16 protein-coding genes are annotated in these 18,754 nt (G+C 42.1%); 8 read left to right on the top strand and 8 right to left on the bottom strand.

Features of this window, described 5'->3' with window-relative positions; genetic code table 11:
* Nucleotides 1–15: 15 nt before the first annotated feature.
* The 4 genes from AAJP47_RS09720 to sohB form a co-directional block, all read right to left on the bottom strand.
* Nucleotides 16–810 (bottom strand): histidine phosphatase family protein, encoded by a 795-nt coding sequence (locus AAJP47_RS09720; RefSeq protein WP_346717714.1) that lies wholly within the window; start codon nt 808–810, stop codon nt 16–18.
* Nucleotides 811–896: 86 nt separating this feature from the next.
* Nucleotides 897–2,183, bottom strand: a complete 1,287-nt coding sequence (locus tag AAJP47_RS09715; protein WP_346717713.1) for a phosphotransferase family protein — start codon at nt 2,181–2,183, stop codon at nt 897–899.
* 343 nt (nt 2,184–2,526) lie between these two features.
* Entirely contained in the window at nt 2,527–3,777 is a 1,251-nt protein-coding gene (locus AAJP47_RS09710) for an acyl-CoA dehydrogenase family protein (protein WP_497198713.1), read from the bottom strand.
* 277 nt (nt 3,778–4,054) lie between these two features.
* Nucleotides 4,055–5,068, bottom strand: a complete 1,014-nt coding sequence (gene sohB, locus AAJP47_RS09705) for a protease SohB (protein WP_346717792.1) — start codon at nt 5,066–5,068, stop codon at nt 4,055–4,057.
* 397 nt (nt 5,069–5,465) lie between these two features.
* Between sohB and aspS the strand changes: the two genes are divergently transcribed.
* The 4 genes from aspS to AAJP47_RS09685 all read left to right on the top strand — a co-directional run bounded on the left by aspS (nt 5,466) and on the right by AAJP47_RS09685 (nt 10,416).
* Nucleotides 5,466–7,292 (top strand): aspartate--tRNA ligase, encoded by a 1,827-nt coding sequence (aspS, locus tag AAJP47_RS09700; RefSeq protein ID WP_346717791.1) that lies wholly within the window; start codon nt 5,466–5,468, stop codon nt 7,290–7,292.
* 67 nt (nt 7,293–7,359) lie between these two features.
* Nucleotides 7,360–8,292, top strand: a complete 933-nt coding sequence (locus AAJP47_RS09695) for a lysophospholipid acyltransferase family protein (protein ID WP_346717711.1) — start codon at nt 7,360–7,362, stop codon at nt 8,290–8,292.
* Between the two features lie 358 nt (nt 8,293–8,650).
* Nucleotides 8,651–9,448, top strand: a complete 798-nt coding sequence (locus tag AAJP47_RS09690; RefSeq protein ID WP_497198709.1) for a glycosyltransferase — start codon at nt 8,651–8,653, stop codon at nt 9,446–9,448.
* 110 nt (nt 9,449–9,558) lie between these two features.
* On the top strand, nt 9,559–10,416 hold the full coding sequence (locus AAJP47_RS09685) for a WaaZ-like lipopolysaccharide core biosynthesis protein (protein WP_346717710.1): 858 nt from the start codon (nt 9,559–9,561) through the stop codon (nt 10,414–10,416).
* A gap of 3 nt (nt 10,417–10,419) precedes the next feature.
* Here the strand turns inward: AAJP47_RS09685 and AAJP47_RS09680 are convergent, their stop codons facing one another.
* Complete coding sequence (locus AAJP47_RS09680; protein WP_346717709.1) at nt 10,420–11,574, bottom strand: glycosyltransferase; 1,155 nt, start codon at nt 11,572–11,574, stop codon at nt 10,420–10,422.
* A 314-nt stretch (nt 11,575–11,888) separates the two neighbouring features.
* Between AAJP47_RS09680 and AAJP47_RS09675 the strand changes: the two genes are divergently transcribed.
* From AAJP47_RS09675 to AAJP47_RS09660, 4 genes are all read left to right on the top strand, one after another.
* Nucleotides 11,889–12,890, top strand: a complete 1,002-nt coding sequence (locus AAJP47_RS09675) for a stealth family protein (protein WP_346717708.1) — start codon at nt 11,889–11,891, stop codon at nt 12,888–12,890.
* A 93-nt stretch (nt 12,891–12,983) separates the two neighbouring features.
* Complete coding sequence (locus tag AAJP47_RS09670) at nt 12,984–14,150, top strand: nucleotide sugar dehydrogenase (protein WP_346717707.1); 1,167 nt, start codon at nt 12,984–12,986, stop codon at nt 14,148–14,150.
* Complete coding sequence (locus tag AAJP47_RS09665; protein ID WP_346717706.1) at nt 14,150–15,175, top strand: NAD-dependent epimerase; 1,026 nt, start codon at nt 14,150–14,152, stop codon at nt 15,173–15,175. Before AAJP47_RS09670 ends, AAJP47_RS09665 begins: the two co-directional genes overlap by 1 nt.
* A gap of 83 nt (nt 15,176–15,258) precedes the next feature.
* Complete coding sequence (locus tag AAJP47_RS09660) at nt 15,259–16,026, top strand: hypothetical protein (RefSeq protein ID WP_346717705.1); 768 nt, start codon at nt 15,259–15,261, stop codon at nt 16,024–16,026.
* On the opposite strand, the gene AAJP47_RS09655 is transcribed toward AAJP47_RS09660, so the two are convergent.
* The 3 genes from AAJP47_RS09655 to AAJP47_RS09645 all read right to left on the bottom strand — a co-directional run bounded on the left by AAJP47_RS09655 (nt 16,023) and on the right by AAJP47_RS09645 (nt 18,754).
* Nucleotides 16,023–17,120 (bottom strand): glycosyltransferase, encoded by a 1,098-nt coding sequence (locus AAJP47_RS09655; RefSeq protein ID WP_346717704.1) that lies wholly within the window; start codon nt 17,118–17,120, stop codon nt 16,023–16,025. The two genes, AAJP47_RS09660 and AAJP47_RS09655, sit on opposite strands and share 4 nt — an antisense overlap.
* 67 nt (nt 17,121–17,187) lie before the next feature.
* Nucleotides 17,188–18,054: a glycosyltransferase gene (locus AAJP47_RS09650; RefSeq protein ID WP_346717703.1), complete on the bottom strand. Its 867-nt coding sequence runs from the start codon at nt 18,052–18,054 to the stop codon at nt 17,188–17,190.
* 79 nt (nt 18,055–18,133) lie between these two features.
* Nucleotides 18,134–18,754 (bottom strand): glycosyl transferase, encoded by a 621-nt coding sequence (locus tag AAJP47_RS09645; protein ID WP_346717702.1) that lies wholly within the window; start codon nt 18,752–18,754, stop codon nt 18,134–18,136.

Raw genomic sequence — 18,754 nt, 5'->3', positions numbered from 1 at the left:
AAATCCTTCACCCACTTATCGCCACGTGACAAACTGCTTGCCTTCAGAAAATAAATGACTGTATTCGTTCAAAGACAGTAGTCGAACACGGTCACCTTTTAAGGTCAAAGACGTCACGCCTGTATTGACTAGCGTTTTATTCAACTGATACGCCGTCTGACTGCCTTGTTTTAATAACTGTGCCGTAATCGCCGCAATGACACCGCCTGAGGTAAAAACCAATACCGTACTATCACGATCCAAATTGAGATTAACTACTTTTGTACATACCTGTTCCAGCGCCTGCTGCGCACGATTATTGAACTGAGGCCAGCTTTCAATGTAGTCTTGGTCATTGTCACCGCCGTGCCAACGCGCCATCGCATGATCAAATAACTCCGCCAATCGCAGGTTTGGTGTCTCTGACTTAGCCAGTTCAGCGGCAACGGCTGCTCGACTGCTAAAAGCAGGATCAGATTTGGCAAATACGTCTTGATGATTAAACTCATCGAACTGCGGCAAAACATAACTGTCCGGATCGTTAAGATTGAGCGCTGGTGATAGCGGCACACTGTTGCTGTTGCTACTGTTGTTCTCATCAAGCGCTACGTGTTCGTCATTAAGAGACGATTGATAACGCTCCCAGAAATATCGAGCAGAGTCCTGTTGTCTCACCAAACTGCCAGTAAGCACAACATCGATTTGGCGCTGCGTGTTGGCATAGTGCTGACCGAGCATTTGTGCTTGTGTCTTTCCCAACTCTGAGAGCTGGTCGTAGTTTTCTTGTCCAAAGGACGCCTGACCATGCCGCGCCAGAAGTATGGTTGTCATAAATAAATCCCTTTTTTTTATTCTTAAAGAACGAATGTTAAGCAACGGCTTTATGACTTTTTAGCCGTTGCTTTTTTAGAAACCAATCACTTTTCAGCGTTATTCGTCGTTTGTGCAAAGTAGCTTTTTGGCAAAATGCTTTTGATCACGCTTTGTACAGGACTTGGTAGCTGCTCGATGGTCGCCGCGTCGATGCCCGCATCCTGTAAATGTGGCTGCACACGGCTGGTGAATAACGCCTCCCCTTCATACTGAGCAATCAATTTAAGACACTTAGCATGAAGCGCATGCACGATGATCCAAAAGTTCTTAAACGCTGGATTGGTGGTTTGTTTATTATAATAACGATAGTAAATCTGTTGCACGATACCCGCTAAGCGGAACAGTCCAAATACTTCATAAAAGGTCCAGTTATCTACCTCTAAGCCCGTTTTTTCGAGATAATAATCCACCACTTCCTCACGAGTCATCATGCCCTCTAAATGGGTGGGCTGACGGCGTGATTGTTGCATAATAATATTGTCATCTTCTTCAATCCAGTACGCCAAGGCACTACCCAAATCCATCAACGGGTCGCCTAATGTCGCCATCTCCCAATCAAGAACACCGATGACTTTGGTTGGTTCACTGGCCTCCAAAATCACATTGTCAAAGCGCCAATCGTTATGGATCACACATGTTTTGCTATCGGCTGGTGTGTGCTTATTGAGCCACTGCCTAACCAGGGCAAAGCTTGGTACGTTGGGCGTCTTTGCTTTGACATAACGCTTATCCCAACCACTGATCTGACGCACACAGTAGCCTTCGCCGCGACCCAAATTCATCAAGTCAGGATGCTGCTCATAGTCCACTTGATGCAATTCAATCAACGCATCGATGACATTGGTACACAAAGCGCGGGTTTGTTCTTTGTCTAAATCAACCCCTTTTGGGAGATTGGCGCGAGGGATAATGCCCTCCATGCGCTCCATAATGTAGAAGTCAGCGCCAATCACGTCTTCATCAGTGCACAGCGCTATCATTTTTGGGACATAAGGATAGGCATCTTTTAGCGCTTTTTGCACCGTATATTCACGCACCATATCGTGTGCTGACTTCGCTTTGGTACCTTTTGGTGGACGACGCAAGATTAGGTCTTGGCTTTTCTCTTCATTGTCATATTGCAGACGGTAGGTCCAGTTTGATGCGCCACCTGAAAATTGAGTGACTGTAGGCTCACCTTGTATATCAATCCCTTGACTGCGCAGCCATTCACTGACGGCTTGAGCGTCAAGCTCTTCACCCTCACGTACCGCGCCACCTTTATCTAACACTTGGTTATCGGCTTGGGGGTTTTTGCTGCCAGTATTGTCGGCATGACTATTTGTTGACATGAGACGTTCCTTATCATGGAGTCATTTATTGTTATAACTTATTAGTATAATCAATCCAATATAAAAAAGGCACAGCGAGAATGGGATTCATTTTTTGATGCCTCTGTCTGCGAAGGCACAGCAAGCAAGAAAAATTGGTTCCAGTCTCGCTCTATCATTTCTTGTATCCATTTTACTTAGGAGCAACTATAGTAACGAAACTAGTAGTGAAGAAACATTGTTAGTGACGAAAACTCACTATCCAATCAGTCATAGTGAATTTTCAATTGACGTTATTACTGTCTTAATTCTGCTGAGGTTTAGACGACGATATCATTAGCAATTCGTACGACTACCATTGTAATTAAGATTTTGCTGGTTTAGAGGAGCGGCTAAAGCCCTGACGTTTTAGCTCTAACTTGGCAATCATGGCTTTATGTACTTCATCAGGGCCATCTGCTAAACGGAGCACCCGTGCTTGCGAATAAAAGTTTGGCAACATTGTATCTTGGCAAACACCCATACCACCATGGATCTGAATGGCCATGTCGACCACTTCTTGTAGTACGGTTGGCGCTACTACTTTGATTGCAGATATTTCAGTGAGGGCCGCTTTCGTCCCTTGGGCATCCATTTTTTGTGCAGCATATAACGTAAGCAAGCGCGCTTGATCAATCTTGATACGAGCCTCGCTGATACGCTCGAAGTTGCCGCCCAGTTGTAGCAATGGTTTGCCAAAAGCAGTCCGCGACATACCGCGTTTAACCGCAAGCTCCAAAGACTTTTCAGCCGCGCCGATACAACGCATACAGTGATGAATACGGCCTGGCCCTAGACGCCCTTGAGCAATCTCAAAGCCCATGCCTGGCCCGCCAATAAAATGACTGACTGGCACGCGTACATTATCAAAAACGATTTCACCGTGCCCGTGCGGCGCATCATAATCACCAAACACTTTGAGCATACGTTTGATAGTCACGCCTGCTGTGTCTACTGGCACAAGCACCATTGAATGCTGATGATGACGGTCCGCACTGTCATCAGCCGTATACGCCATAACGATCAAGACATCGACAGCCGGATCACCCAGACCAGATGACCACCACTTACTACCATTGATGACGATTTCGTCACCATCGACCACCGCGGTCGCTTGCATATTGGTGGCATCGCTTGATGCCACATCAGGCTCAGTCATACAAAACACAGAGCGTGTCTCACCTTCTAATAGTGGCGTGAGCCATTTGTCTTGTTGTTCTTGCGTACCATAGCGCCACAATAGCTCCATGTTTCCGCTGTCAGGCGCATTACAGTTGAACACATGAGGCGCAAGCAAACTGCGGCCAGTCAGTTCTGCAATAGGGGCATAATCAGTGACTGAGAGCCCAGCGCCCAAGGTGTCATTCGGCAAAAATAAATTCCACAAACCCGCTTCACGAGCTTGTTTTCTTAGGTCGTCATAGGCTTCTGGCCACTGCCAACTCTCCCAGTTACCATCAGGATTTTTTTTATGACATTCTTCCCAGAATTTTGCTTCAATTGGTTCAATATGCGTCTCAATAAACGCTTTGACTTTGGCATGCATGGCTTGACCATGCTCTGTTGCGGTGAACATGAGAGTATCGTTAGACATAAATGACTTCCTTTTCTTTGATTGATTATTTTAATCAAACTCCAATAAAACACTGATAGTGTACGTACGTATACTGTCTTTCGTATCCTACATTTATAACACAGCAATTGTGAATAAACAGCAAAAAAGGCGCGACCCGTTAGGACACGCCTTTTACAAAATACAAACATTAGTGAGGTTAGACTTAAAGCATTAGGCTATCAACTACTAAAAACAGTGATAACTTTTAGCAGAGGCAATCAAGATATTTTACAAATCACTATTTCAAGATATTAAGACGACTGTCTAAATCAAAGCGAGCTAATGCGTCTGGCAGCTTATCAACTACTATATTCAAGGTGGCTTCTGCTGCTTGAGACAAGCCCAGTTTTTCCGCTAGGGTTGGCTTCTGACGTGAATGTAGCGCATACACTTCATTGTCCTCTAAACGCGCCAAAATATAACTGTCAGACGTTTGCAAGTTGTCAACCAAGTTAAGTTTCAATGCATCTTCACCATACCAATGCTCACCAGTAGCGACTTTGGCAACATCCAATTCTGGACGATAGGTATTGACAAAGTGTTTAAATAATTCATGCGTCTGCTCAAGCTCTTCTTGATACTTGGCACGATCTTCGGCATCGTTTTCGCCAAATACAGTCACTGTGCGCTTATAATCGCCCGCGGTGAACATCTCATAATCGACGTCATGGTTTTTTAGCCATTTATGGAAGTTTGGCAATTGTGAGACCACACCGATTGAGCCAATAACGGCAAATGGTGCGGCAATAATCTTGTCTGCCACACACGCCATCATATAACCGCCACTGGCTGCAACCTTGTCCACACATACGGTGAGTTTTAGACCCGCCTCTTTTAACCGTACCAATTGCGCTGCTGCCAGTCCATAACCATGTACCAAACCGCCGCCCGACTCAAGACGAACCACTACTTCATCACCTTTGTTTGCGGCGCTGATAAGCGTGCTGATCTCTTCACGTAAGTGCTTAACGGCTGTCGCTTTAATATCGCCATCAAAATCCAAAACAAAAACCTGAGCTTTGGTATCCGCCTCTTTTTTCTTGTTTTTAGATTTTGCTTTTAATGCCTTTTTTGCTTTTTTGGCCATTGCCTTTTTAAACTGCTTAAGTGCATCTTTGCCTTGCGTGGCTTCCATCAAATCTTCACGGCGCTGCTTTTGCGCTTCATTAAGGTGCAATATTTTTAATTCGATCGGGTTTTTGGGGGAATGAAATAGCATAATGATAATTCCTAAAATGGATAGAGATGTCAGTAGATAGTTTAATAGAGCTGTTTTTATTAGCGTCTCGTTGATATGCGCTCATTTGACTGAGTTTTCAAGCAAAAGGAGAATATTAATCCAGTACCACTGTTATTAAGTTGTGATTGAATAATTACTGGATAGCTACTGTAGATAGCTACTGAATAAATACATCGAATGCCGAGATATTCCTGTCTGTTGATTGACGGCATTTGGTTGTATAACAAGGGCAGATTAGGCATAATATGCGTTTATATCAAATCTTCTGTAGCCAACGCGATGACCCTTTGTCTGAATCGCGTTGTTTTTGCTTTTTTTTGCAAATAGCTTGAATTGCGTGGCAATGGCTACATTATTGTACTTTGAATTGGGCTGATAACTGGATAACTATATTATGACGCAAAGCACTATGACGCATAGCGAATACCGAGACGAATATTGCGGAGCCGTAACCGAAAGCTTACTTGAGCAAACCATTAGTGTCGTAGGCTGGGTACATCGTCGTCGCGATCACGGTGGCGTGATTTTCTTAGACATGCGTGACCGCGCTGGTATCTTGCAGGTAGTCGTCGATCCTGATACCCCAGAAGCCTTTGCTACTGCTGATGCGGTACGTCCTGAATACGTACTAAAAATAACTGGTCGCGTACGTCGCCGTTATGAAGGTACTGAAAACAATACGATGACCAGTGGCCAGATTGAGTTGTTGGGTAAAGAGATTGAAGTACTGGCTAAGTCTGAAACGCCACCATTCCCATTGAATGACGAAAAAACCACCGTATCAGAAGACTTGCGCCTCAAGTATCGCTATCTCGATATGCGCCGTCCGCAAATGCAAGAGCGTATGGTTTTTCGTGCCAAAGCCACCTCAGCGATTCGTCGTTATTTAGATGATCACGGCTTCTTAGATGTTGAAACCCCTATTTTGACTCGTGCAACACCAGAAGGCGCGCGTGATTATCTCGTACCATCACGTACACGCCCCGGTAATTTCTTTGCCTTGCCGCAGTCACCACAGCTGTTCAAGCAGTTGCTAATGGTGTCAGGCTTTGACCGTTACTATCAAATCGCTAAGTGCTTCCGTGACGAAGACTTACGTGCCGATCGTCAGCCTGAATTTACTCAGGTGGATATTGAGACGTCTTTCTTGAACGAAGAAGAGATCATGAACATCAACGAAGGTTTGATCAAGCATTTGTTCAAGACCATGATGGATGTTGAGTTCGAGCAATTCCCTCGTATGACTTATGCCGAAGCAATGCGCGATTACGCATCAGACAAGCCTGACTTACGTATTCCATTGAAATTGGTTGACGTTGCCGACTTGATGAAAGATGTTGATTTCAAGGTATTTGCAGGTCCTGCAAACGATCCTAAAGGTCGCGTTGCTGCCCTACGTATCCCAGGTGGCGCATCATTAAGCCGTAAGCAAATCGATGCCTATACCAAATTTGTCGGTATCTATGGCGCACGCGGTTTGGCTTATATTAAAGTCAACGACGCAAGCAGCATCAACAATGGTGTGGATCAAGAATCTGGCCTACAGTCGCCTATCATCAAAAACATGACGAACGATGTACTGGTTAGCTTGATTGAGCGTACAGCGGCAGAAGATGGCGATATTATCTTCTTTGGCGCGGATAAAGCCAGCATTGTGAATGATGCAATCGGTGCGCTACGTCAAAAAATCGGTCTAGATTTGGAAATGATTACCTGTGAGTGGGCACCACTTTGGGTAACGGATTTCCCAATGTTTGAAGAGACGGACGATGGTCGTTGGACGTCGATGCATCACCCATTCACTAAGCCTAAAGGGTCAGTTGAAGAGCTAAAGAACAATCCAGAATCTGCCTTATCTATTGCTTATGATATGGTGTTAAACGGTACTGAAATTGGTGGCGGTAGCTTACGTATCAACACCTTTGATATGCAGCAAGCCGTACTTGATGCCCTAGGTATCGGTGAGCAAGAAGCTGAAGACAAGTTTGGTTTCTTACTTGATGCGCTAAAATTCGGTGCGCCGCCGCATGGTGGTTTGGCCTTTGGTTTAGATCGTCTGATTATGCTTATGGTAGGCGCGGACTCTATCCGTGACGTGATTGCCTTCCCGAAAACCAAAACGGCTGAGTGCCCACTAACGCAAGCACCTGCTGAAGTCGATAGCAAGCAGTTACGTGATCTTGGCATTCGTGTGCGTGAAAAAGCACAGGCCGATACCAATAAACCTGCTCAATAAATGACGTGATAATGTTTGATTATTTCATACAGTGCTTGTTATGTGATTCATTACTGTGTGAATGGTCATGAATCCGTATCATATTTTCAAATACGTGCCCTTGTCTGTCCTACAGATATTGGCACGTTTTGTTGCTTGGATAATTATCAAAATTCCAAGTTTCAGTATTATGCGCACTATCAATACGAATATGGCGCTGGTTGCTCCTACCTTGTCCGACCTTCAGAAAAAAAACCTGACCAAGGACATCGTTTATCACCAATGCCTAACCAGTATCGAGTCTGTTAAAAGCTGGGCGATGTCTCCTGAATGGAGTATTGCCCAAATCCGCGACGTTCATAATAAAAACATTTTACTAGAAGGGCTTGCCAGCCCCAATGGTATGCTTGCCATCGTACCGCACCTTGGTACGTGGGAGATGATGAACGCCTGGCTCAATCAGTTTGGTTCACCAACCATCATGTATAAGCCTGTGAAAGGCAATATAACCAATAACTTTGTGCTAAAAGGTCGAGCGCGGCTCAATGCTACGTTGGTTCCTACCGATGGTAGCGGTGTGAAAGCAGTTTTCAAAACGCTTAAACAAGGCGGTTTCAGTATTGTGTTACCCGACCACGTACCCGATCCTTCAGGCGGCGTGGTTGTGCCTTTTTTTGGTATTAAGACCTTAACCAGCACCCTTGCTTCCAAACTTGCCAGCAAAACCAAATGCGCCTTGGTTGGCTTGTCTTGTATTCGGCGTGAAGATGGTCAAGGGTTTGATATTTATTGTTATAAGCTCGATGATCCCGCCCTATATAACCGTAATGCGGAAATTGCTGCCTACGCGCTTAACCAAGCCATGCAGCGAATGATCGAGGATGAATTCAGTCATTACATGTGGGGCTATCGACGTTTTAAGCGTGTACCTAATCTTGGAAATCCTTATAACGCTGAACAGTCTGAGTTGGCTGCTTTTATTCAGACCAGTCATAACAATACTCCATTGTCAGGTGAGTAATACCGAATCTAGAACGCCTGAGTATTGAGAACTCGAATATTGAGAACTCGAATATTGAGAACTTGAATATTGAGAACTTGAATATTGAGAACTTGAATATTGAGAACTTGAATATTGAAAATATGCCGTCTAGGTTAACTGTGCTGGTATATTGGTATTATGAAAAATGTTCATTCCTTTTAACGTATAGTCAGACCTAAATAAAAAAGATATGCCTATGATCATGCGATACTGGCAACCATTTTCCTTGCTTGCTGTGCGGTTGCTGACAGAAGCGGCGCAAAATGTACGCTCGTATTGCTGTATTTCTTTTATAGTAGATCGACTATATAATCCCTTTTTTTAATATGAGTGCATTATGGCAACTGATATAGCGACGTCGTTACCAACAAATCACATGCAAACCGCTAGCGCGCACGATCAGCGCTACGTCATCTGTATGAAATGGGGTGATAAATACGGTCCTGAATACGTCAATCGTTTGTATAATATGGTCAGTCGCCATCTGAGCTTAGACTTTCAAATGGTCTGCTTAACCGATGACAGCACTGGCATCAACCCTGCTATTACTTGTTACCCCATACCTGAAATGGATCTACCAGCGGGTCCCGAGCGCGGTTGGAAAAAACTCACAACTTTCAAACCTGAGCTTTATGACCTCAAAGGGGTTGCGTTATTTTTGGATATCGATATTGTCATCGTTGATAACATCGATGCGTTTTTCACTTATGAAGCGGCTCACGAAGATAGTGTTGTGATTATCCGTGATTGGAAAAAACCGTGGCGCATGATTGGTAATAGCTCCGTCTATCGCTTCAATATTGGTATGAACACCTACCCTGATTTGTTAGCGAATTTCGAACGCAACTTCGATACCATTCGTCAGCAAGTCCGCCATGAACAAGCGTATTTATCCAACTACTTGCGTGAGCATCATCACCTAGAGTATTGGGATAAAGACTGGTGTGTCAGCTTTAAATACCAATGTATGGCGCCGATTCCGTTTAATCTGGTACGCGCACCAACACTGCCTGATGGTGCAAAGATTGTGATTTTTCATGGCGAAATCAATCCACCCGATGCCATTAATGGCGGTGGCGGCAAATGGTATCGTCATGCAAAACCCAGTCCTTGGTTAAAAGAATATTGGCAATAGGCGTATAGACAGTACCGATGTTCAAACGTTTTACAGCAGTTCAACCGATATAAAGACAGTGCATTACGATGTAAGGCATCTGAAATCAAAGTTAACCACAGGAAAATAGTATGGCACTGTATTTGAGGTTACCTACTACCGCTGGGTTCAATATTGATAACGAGATCATCATCATCAAGGCCTTTAATGCCAATGAACCAGAGCAAAGTCTATATGGTAAAGATGTCAATATTATCGCTTCAGGGCCCTCTATACAGCAGCTATCCTTACCAGATCTACTACAAACACCGACTATTTTCGTCAATGGTAGTTTTAGCTTAACAGAGCATCATGATTTTACGGATATCGCTGGTTATGTTATCAGCGACGCCCGCTTTATCAATCATCAGCCTGAGATTTTACGTCAACATTATACTGGGCAGCCTTTGTATGCAACGTTGGCCGTCTTTGAAGCAATGGCAACCACCCATCCTGACATCATGCGCACTTATCATCAAGTTATGCGTGTACTCTATCCTGTAGATAGACCATGGGGCGTTAAATCAAATAAGCTATCGTTCAATAAGCTACTGTTTAAGAAAAAACGATTGAATAAAAAAATGCCCTTGTCGTACTTCATAAACCATCCAAACTTCATTATTGATGGCAGTCATAGCTCGGCTGAGATCGGCGTCTCTCTTAATATTACTCACGGGTTTGTCGAGGCAGGTACGGTTGCTTATGTCGCCACGCAATTGGCTTTCTCACGTCATGCAGCGACAATTCATCTATACGGCATCGATTTGCTCAATAGCGATCAGCCACGATTTTATGAAGATGACAGCAATCGCGCTCCGAGTATGTTAAACAAAGTCACGAACGAGCGTATTGTGCCTTCGTTTAATTTATTGGGCAAAACCTACAAAGCGCATGGTGTTTCGGTTATCAATCATTCTCCTGTCTCCAAAACCCTCTTCGACTTTCTCTAACTTCTAACACTCATCATCTGATGAATTTAATACTGACCCAAACTCTAAATACTGCTGAGCAATGGAATTAGGCAATAATTGCTGATTTAAGGGGACAATATAATTTTTTGGATCGTCTAACACTTTATCTATCAGGGTGGCTAACCCTTCAATATCTCCTATCGGTACTAAACTTCTCGCTGGTAATAACTCTCTTGGGCCAAATGGACAATCGGTACTGATGACTGGCACGCCGAGCGCTTGCGCCTCGACGATGACATAGCCGAACCCTTCAAACGTAGACGTCAATACCATCAATGCTGCGGCTGCAATCAGCGGATAAGGATTGGATTGAAACCCTAGAAACTTAACACGCTCACCAATATTTAGCTCAAGCACCAGCTGCTTCATCTCCTCTTCTAATTTGCCCTTACCGACCAACACTAATGGTAACGTGCATTCGGTTTTGGCATAGGCTTGTAGCAAATCTCGGTGGTTTTTCATCGTATCAAAAGACGCCACATGAATAATATAGCCGTTATTAGTTAAGCCATATTCCTCATATTCTTCTATGATCGAAAGCGCTGTAGCGGCGTGTCTAATGTCATCAGCCGCACAAGGATTGTATATGGTTGTGGTCTTATGAGAAGTCATATTATTAGGATTATGACCAATCAACGTTAATAAATCTTCGCGCGCGCCAGCACTGACGCAGCTACAAGGATGCGCCCCATAGACCATTTTTAAATGATTAATGGTTTGAAGATAGGATTCTGACAGCTGAGTTTGAAACTGTTTGGAGAGCGCTGTGTGTAGTACATTGACGATATTGGGTAATTGGCTATACGCCATTATCCAGTTTATTTTATAGATGTTCGCCAGTATCAAGTCCGGCGTCCCTATTTGGCTTAGGACATGATCGTCAATACGCTGAGCGACTGCGGCATAAGCTTGCGCTTGCTCAGAATTTGGTGCCAGATTTTGCTCAGAAAAAACCTTATCATATGGCACGACATGATAGTGAACATCAGCATCCAATGGCATATCTTGCGTATTCTCTAAACACAGAATATGAACGCTGTGACCCATTTTTACATAAGCACTTGCTAACGTTGTCACCATACGCTCAGCGCCTCGCCCTTCAAGTGCTTTTAAAATGAACAGAATAGTTGCAGACATTGGTATCCCAGTTTAATGTTATAAAAAAGTATGGCAAGCCGATCAAATGAATGGATCAATGAGCACGATTGTTATCGCTTTTTGACTTTATATGCTAGTCTCATCTACCTATAGATCTCTAATCTGTATTTACCGAAGTATAAGTATGATTCAGTCATATAAACATCATTATCGATCTTTACTGGATAAATCAGTTAAACCTTGCCAATACCCATACGAGTAAATATCATAGCTGAACCAATATAACGACCAAAAAGATCAGCCCATCAATATAACATGATCATAAAAATAGGGTCATAAAAACAGGATCAGTCATGAAACAGTCTGACGCAAAAACATTAGACGTTGTTATTGCTTGGGTGGACGGTGCAGACCCCACACTCAAACAAAAAAGAGAGCATTACAAATCGGGCAAAGCAGTGGCGTCAGATGCGATTACTGCCACTCGTTTCGCGAGTGACGATGAGATATATTATAATGTGGCCTCTATCCTCAAATACGTGCCCTTTTGTCGTCATATTTATATCGTCACAGATCAACAACGACCAGCTTTCATTGATGAGTTTGCTAAGCAAAAAATCTGCACGGCAGACAAAATACGTATTGTCGATCACAAAGAGATTTTTTCGGGTTATGAGGAGTTTTTACCAACGTTCAACACCCGATCCATTGAGACCATGATATGGAATATTAAAGGACTGTCTGATTACTTTATTTACATGAATGACGATTTCTTTTTCAATCAACCAGTGACGGTAACTGACTTTTTAGAGGAGGAAAAACTTGTTATTCACGGTAAGTGGCGTAAAAATGCCGCTTTGAATGCCAAACTTAACTTCCGAAAATCTCGCTTTAAGTTATTTGGAACACCAATACAGCCAAGGCACACGATAGCGCAAATGTTAAGTGCTAAAATACTGGGTATGGATCAATTTTTTGAGATTCATCATTATCCTCATATAGTCGATAAGAATATTTTAAAAGCCCATCTATTGAGTCATCCGCAATTATTGAACGAGCAGATAAAATATAAGTTTAGAGATGTGGCGCAAGTGAATCCTATAACGCTGATGAACCATTTGAAAATTCAAAAGTGCGAAGCAAATCTGAAACCCGATACGGCTATCAACTATTTAAAAAATGAGAATAGCGTAGAAGATTTCGTCAGTGCTTTAGAAGATAAAACCATCAAATATGGCTGTATTCAAAGCTTGGACCTTCTTAAGCCCGACTTACATAAAAAAATTAGTGAAGCCATGAGACAAAAATTTTTGGCTTATCTGCCCGCTTCTGTGATTAAAAATTCCAGCGAGTAGACCTGAATTTATTTGACTCAAGCTTGAACTACCATTAGCATCACCCAATCTTGGTTTAAACCAATAAAAGTTTAAAAATTACGTGGATATAATATGAAAATAGCAGTAGTAGGTACAGGCTACGTAGGCTTATCAAACGCAATGCTATTGGCACAGCATAATGAAGTTGTGGCTGTCGATATCATCCCTGAAAAAATCGAATGGTTAAATGCCAAGCAATCTCCTATTGAAGATGAAGATATCGAAGACTTTTTAGCCCATAAAGAACTCAATTTTTCTGCAACCCTTGATGCTGCGGCAGCTTATAAAGATGCTGAGTTTATTATCATAGCCACACCAACAGATTATGATACCAAGACCAATTATTTTAATACCTCAACCGTAGAAGCGGTGATCGAGCAAGTACTTTTGGTCAATCGAAAAGCGACTATTATCATAAAATCGACGGTGCCAGTGGGATATACAGCGAGTATCAGAGAACGTTATGCGACTGACCGTATTGTTTTTTCGCCTGAATTTTTACGAGAAGGTAAAGCGCTGCATGACAACCTCTACCCTTCTCGAATCATTGTAGGCGCCCAGTCTGAACAAGCTCACACATTTGCTAACCTTTTGCTTGAAGGCGCCATTAACAAAGATGCGCCGCTATTATTCGTAGAATCTACTGAAGCTGAAGCAATTAAGTTATTTTCTAATACCTATTTAGCGATGCGTGTGGCGTATTTTAATGAGCTTGATACTTATGCGCAGACCTTTGGACTTGAAACCAAACAAATCATAGAAGGCATTGGCTTAGACCCACGTATTGGTAACCATTATAATAACCCCTCATTTGGTTACGGTGGCTATTGTCTTCCCAAAGACACTAAACAGCTATTGGCAAATTATGACGAAGTACCTAGCAATCTGATAAAGGCTATTGTCGACTCTAATAGAACCCGTAAAGACTTTATTGCTGATAAAATTATCGAGAGAAAACCAAAAATCGTAGGCATTCATCGACTGGTCATGAAAAGTGGCTCAGACAACTTTAGAGCGTCTGCCATACAGGGCATTATGAAACGTATCAAGGCAAAGGGAATCGAAGTTGTGGTGTATGAGCCCGTGTTGAAAGAAGCGGATTTCTTTAACTCACGAGTGATTCGCGACTTAGAAGCTTTTAAGTCAATGAGTGATGTCATTGTCGCAAACCGTCTGTCTACCGATATAGAAGATGTCGCGGACAAAGTATTCACACGTGATTTATTTGGGAGCGACTAATGAAGATTTTAGTCACTGGTGCGGCAGGCTTTATTGGTTTTCATTTAATCAAAGCGTTGTTAGAAGCAAACTTACAAACGAACATAACTGATGATGGTTACTTTATCGTTGGTGTTGATAATATCAACGATTATTACGACGTGAATCTAAAACAAGAACGTTTGAAAATACTCAGTGAGATATCAGCGCCAGAAAATTTTACGTTTATTAAGCTCGATCTTGCTGATCGCGACGGTATGTCGCATCTTTTTTCTACCTATCAATTTGATACGGTCATTAATTTGGGTGCGCAAGCAGGTGTGCGCTACTCTATTGACAATCCAAACGCCTATATTGATTCAAACGTCGTCGGTTTTGTGAATATACTAGAAGGCTGTCGTCACCATAACATCAAACATTTAATCTATGCCAGCTCTAGCTCTGTCTATGGTATGAATATCAAACAACCCTTTACAACGGCTGACTGTGTTGACTTTCCTATTAGTCTGTACGCTGCTACCAAAAAATCCAACGAACTGATGGCCCATAGCTACAGTCATTTGTACAATGTCCCTACGACAGGATTGCGCTTTTTTACGGTTTACGGTCCTTACGGTCGGCCTGACATGGCGTACTTTTCTTTTACCAAAAAGATTTTAGCTGGCGAGCCAATCAATGTTTTTAATAATGGGGATATGAAGCGTGACTTTACCTATATTGACGATATCATCAAAGGCATCGTTAGAATAATAGATAAGCCTCCCGCGGCCCAATATTCCACTATTACGACAGCGACTGCGCCCTATAAGATTTACAATATTGGCAATAACCAGCCTGTAACGCTGCGACGCTTTATCACTGCTATCGAGGACGCATGTGGTAAAAAGGCTCAGGAGAACCTACTACCAATGCAAGCAGGCGATGTGCCAATTACTTATGCCGATATAGATGAGCTCGTGGACGATATTGGCTTCAAGCCTGAAACCAGTATCGAAGAAGGTATTAAAAGATTTGTGGATTGGTACAAACAATATTATTCAGTTTGAATAAGAACAAAAAATCTTCAATTTCTATACTTCAAGCGTGTAATCTTTACTATTATTATATTTGCTCAAAGGATGCTAAATACATGACCACATCTGCAAATTGGCAAAGAAAATTGCTGTTATTATTCCGAAGTGAAAAAAGATTGAATGCAGGTAAAATTATCAAAAATTACGAGGGTAAAAGTTTTGATGAGATGAAAGCAACAACGCTTACTGAATCAATGTGTGATGTCGAAGCACTGACCGATGAGCGCAAGAGCAAAGATTTAGAAAATCATTTGAATAATTTGAAATACCAATCATTAGGTGAATCTGAGCTCTGCTTTTATCATAATACCCTCATTATATTGATGCGCCGTAAATATAAGATAGATAACACGTTTGCAGAGTTTGAAAGACTGTGGGAAGCAGAGAGCGACTATTTATTAGAGCATCTCTCATTGCGCTGGATAGTTTCTGCCTGTGATACGTTTATCGATCATTCAGACAATACTTATAGAGCGGCAATTTTGATGAATGTTGTGACGTTAATGAATACCTTGCGAACCTATGAGACCAAGAACTTTTTGCAGCTACCCGTTGACGCCGACTCTATGCCATTAATAGCAGAAAAAATCGACATGCTTTATGCTGGTGACTTGCCTCTTTATAATGGTCTGACCTATTTTCGCATAGGGACGGATGACAGCTTGAGAAATATGCGCAAACGTTATCATAAATTCTATAAAGTTGATCAGTTGGCTTCTAGTATGCTGTTGGCTGTCTTTGAAAAACTACAGCATACTGATAGTGCTTTTGCTACGTTACGCGCATTACACAGAGACGACTGGTCTAAATGGTGGACAGATTAAGCATCTGTTTTGTCTTCAAAGCTCGACACAAATGCCAGATATTTTTTGGCTATCGTAACTGGTAGCAGCGACTCATCAAATTCAGAATGGAACTGCTGTGGATTTTCCATCGCTAAGCTGATTTTTTCAGAGATAGCATTTACGTCTCTCATTGGCATCAAGTTATTTTCTGGCAGTAGCTCGCTTGGACCAGACTGGCAATCGGTACTGATAACGGGTGTACCTAGCACTAAAGCCTCAGCAATCACTAGAGCGAAGCCTTCCCAATCAGACGTCAAAATTTTAAATTTTGCGTGCTTTAGATAAGGGAAAGGATTTTCACGAAAACCTAAGAACACAACCTTGTCTTTTAGATTAAGCTTTAACACTAACTGCTCAATATCACTTTTCAGCTTACCTTGTCCTAAGAGCAATAACGGCATAGACTGATCCGTTTGGGCATAGGCTCTTATTAATACATCATGACGCTTTGCGTTTTTAAAGCTACCCACGTGAATGATATAGTTTTCGTATTCAGGAATGAATGCGTCACCTAGCTTTCGGATGTGGTCTCTATCAATTGGATTATGAATCGCAGTCGTTGGAGTAATATCACCAAAAGTATTGATAAAATCTTGTTCAGCGCCTTTGCTGACACATATACAAGGATGCTTAGAGTATATGTTGATCATCTTTGACTTTAATTCGTCAGCAGTATTCGTCTTATTAAGTTTATATAGCAAAGACACCGTATTATGGATCACATAAAAAATATTGGGCAGTTTACTGTTACTCAGAATACTATCTGCACGATCAAGATTAGACAATATTACGTCCGGTTGACCAATGTTTTTTGAAACATACTTATCAACGGCATGAGCAAAAAATTTATCACGACGCTGCGCGCCTGGTATCAATTTATAAGGCTTGAATTTAAGCACATGATAAATCAGGTTCGAATTTAGATCATATTCGGCTCGAGGCTTAAACCTTAAGATATGTACCTCATAACCCAATTCATAAAACCCTTGTCCCAAAGTAAGAACAACTCGTTCCGCACCACCACCCTGTAAACAATTAATCACAAGTAACGCTATTTTTTTATCTTGCTTCATGAACCATAACCTATTGATGAGACATTTCTCATTTGATATAAAAATGACTCTTATAATATTAGACAGATCAACGTTTAAACAATCTTGAAAATAGTGATTTGGAGACGTTGGGACGAGTCACTTTATTGCCTTTATAGTTTTGCTGAGATTTTTTTGGGAAAGTACCAAAGGGATCAACTCTATAACTGTCTAATTCATATCCGCTAGCAAGGGCTTCATCATAATATTTATCAAAAATTTTGACCAAATCCTGTCTTGGATGCGGCATTATCTTACCATCAAACCAATGTTCAAATCCTTCTGCATTCACTCTAGGGATTGCATATTTGTGGCTAAACTGCGTACCCATATCTGAATAGTGTAAAACTCTAATATCTTCTATTGCTAAACCTTCTCCATCGACACAGTTATAACTATCTTGATAAGGCTCGATAAGTTTTTTGTGCCGCTTAAGCATCTTCATCATGTGTTTATGACTATCAGGGTCTTTTCTGAGTTGTTGAACGGGAGGAATGACCTCTTTTGCTTTGTTACAGTCCCAAACGCAAGTACACAGTCGCGTCATGTCAGCATTCGTTTTGGCTGCTACGATAGACCTTCCTTCAATAGGATGCTGCCATAACTTTGCCAAATCATCTAAAATAACAACATCTGCGTCCATATAAATGGCACGTCCTGAGTAATCACAATATTCAGGGATCGCCCATCGAAACCCTGAAAAAGGCGTTGACCATTTAGTAGTATCCCAGCCCTCGCCAGTCTCAGGATTAGAGTACCAATAACTATTAGGATCACGCGATAACTGCATCCATACTATTTCAACTGGTACGCTGGTGTGTTTATGAATACTATAGTCCAATACCATCATCTGTTCCAAATCACAGTTGTTTGGGTCACAACCAACAAAAACGCTAATAGTATCATCTGTTTTCATAATTACATCCATTAACTAATAAGTGCTCTAAAATACTGATTTTCTTCTAATATAGGAATACTCAAACATAAAACTGAGCTTATTCTTTCCAATATTTTTCTATCCATCCCACCGGCAAAATAAAGTGACGCAAATGACGGAGTGGTCTCTTTAGGTTTTTGGGTTCAGCCAGTCTCTTTAAATGGTCTTTGGCATTGTTAGCAGCGTTTTTATTATATCTACCTTCGATAGCGTGCGTCGGATACAAGTCACCAGGAAAGATAACAATACGAGCGCCTGTAGGAATTTTCGGCTCTTTAATGTAGTTAAGCGGGAATGGCTGACGACATTTACGTCTAAAATGAGCAACCCATGCTTTTGGAAACAATTTGACGCCACCTGGCGCATTACGCGTGACAAAACGCTGCTCAAAACGATATTCATCAGCGATACCTTGCGGATCGGCTTTGAATTTTTCTTGTAGTGAAACAAGTGACCCTATTTTAAATCTAAAGCAAGAAGTCTGCCCTAAGCGCTCTAGTGGATTGCTTGGGTTATAAGACAAAATGACATCGTCGGGCTCGCCATATTCAAAGAAAGGGTCAAGGCTGTCTACTATGATGACATCCAAATCTACAAAGAGTACTGTACCTGTCAAATTACCAAGCTTCTCACCCCACAAACGAGATTTTGGCCATTTGCCAAGCGTATTGGTTGGCAT

Origin of the sequence: Psychrobacter halotolerans (assembly GCF_039680845.1) — a bacterium.
Classification (GTDB): domain Bacteria; phylum Pseudomonadota; class Gammaproteobacteria; order Pseudomonadales; family Moraxellaceae; genus Psychrobacter.
Note: the sequence above shows the minus strand (reverse complement) of the source record. Positions and strands in the feature narration are given on the sequence as shown.

What these genes read in the sequence shown, in the direction of transcription:
- AAJP47_RS09720 (WP_346717714.1), bottom strand. Translation starts at nt 810, where the DNA reads ATGACAACCATACTTCTGGCGCGGCATGGTCAGGCGTCCTTTGGACAA.
- AAJP47_RS09715 (WP_346717713.1), bottom strand. Translation starts at nt 2,183, where the DNA reads ATGTCAACAAATAGTCATGCCGACAATACTGGCAGCAAAAACCCCCAA.
- AAJP47_RS09710 (WP_497198713.1), bottom strand. Translation starts at nt 3,777, where the DNA reads ATGTTCACCGCAACAGAGCATGGTCAAGCCATGCATGCCAAAGTCAAA.
- aspS (WP_346717791.1), top strand. Translation starts at nt 5,466, where the DNA reads ATGACGCATAGCGAATACCGAGACGAATATTGCGGAGCCGTAACCGAA.
- AAJP47_RS09695 (WP_346717711.1), top strand. Translation starts at nt 7,360, where the DNA reads ATGAATCCGTATCATATTTTCAAATACGTGCCCTTGTCTGTCCTACAG.
- AAJP47_RS09690 (WP_497198709.1), top strand. Translation starts at nt 8,651, where the DNA reads ATGGCAACTGATATAGCGACGTCGTTACCAACAAATCACATGCAAACC.
- AAJP47_RS09685 (WP_346717710.1), top strand. Translation starts at nt 9,559, where the DNA reads ATGGCACTGTATTTGAGGTTACCTACTACCGCTGGGTTCAATATTGAT.
- AAJP47_RS09680 (WP_346717709.1), bottom strand. Translation starts at nt 11,574, where the DNA reads ATGTCTGCAACTATTCTGTTCATTTTAAAAGCACTTGAAGGGCGAGGC.
- AAJP47_RS09675 (WP_346717708.1), top strand. Translation starts at nt 11,889, where the DNA reads ATGAAACAGTCTGACGCAAAAACATTAGACGTTGTTATTGCTTGGGTG.
- AAJP47_RS09670 (WP_346717707.1), top strand. Translation starts at nt 12,984, where the DNA reads ATGAAAATAGCAGTAGTAGGTACAGGCTACGTAGGCTTATCAAACGCA.
- AAJP47_RS09665 (WP_346717706.1), top strand. Translation starts at nt 14,150, where the DNA reads ATGAAGATTTTAGTCACTGGTGCGGCAGGCTTTATTGGTTTTCATTTA.
- AAJP47_RS09660 (WP_346717705.1), top strand. Translation starts at nt 15,259, where the DNA reads ATGACCACATCTGCAAATTGGCAAAGAAAATTGCTGTTATTATTCCGA.
- AAJP47_RS09655 (WP_346717704.1), bottom strand. Translation starts at nt 17,120, where the DNA reads ATGAAGCAAGATAAAAAAATAGCGTTACTTGTGATTAATTGTTTACAG.
- AAJP47_RS09650 (WP_346717703.1), bottom strand. Translation starts at nt 18,054, where the DNA reads ATGAAAACAGATGATACTATTAGCGTTTTTGTTGGTTGTGACCCAAAC.
- AAJP47_RS09645 (WP_346717702.1), bottom strand. Translation starts at nt 18,754, where the DNA reads ATGCCAACCAATACGCTTGGCAAATGGCCAAAATCTCGTTTGTGGGGT.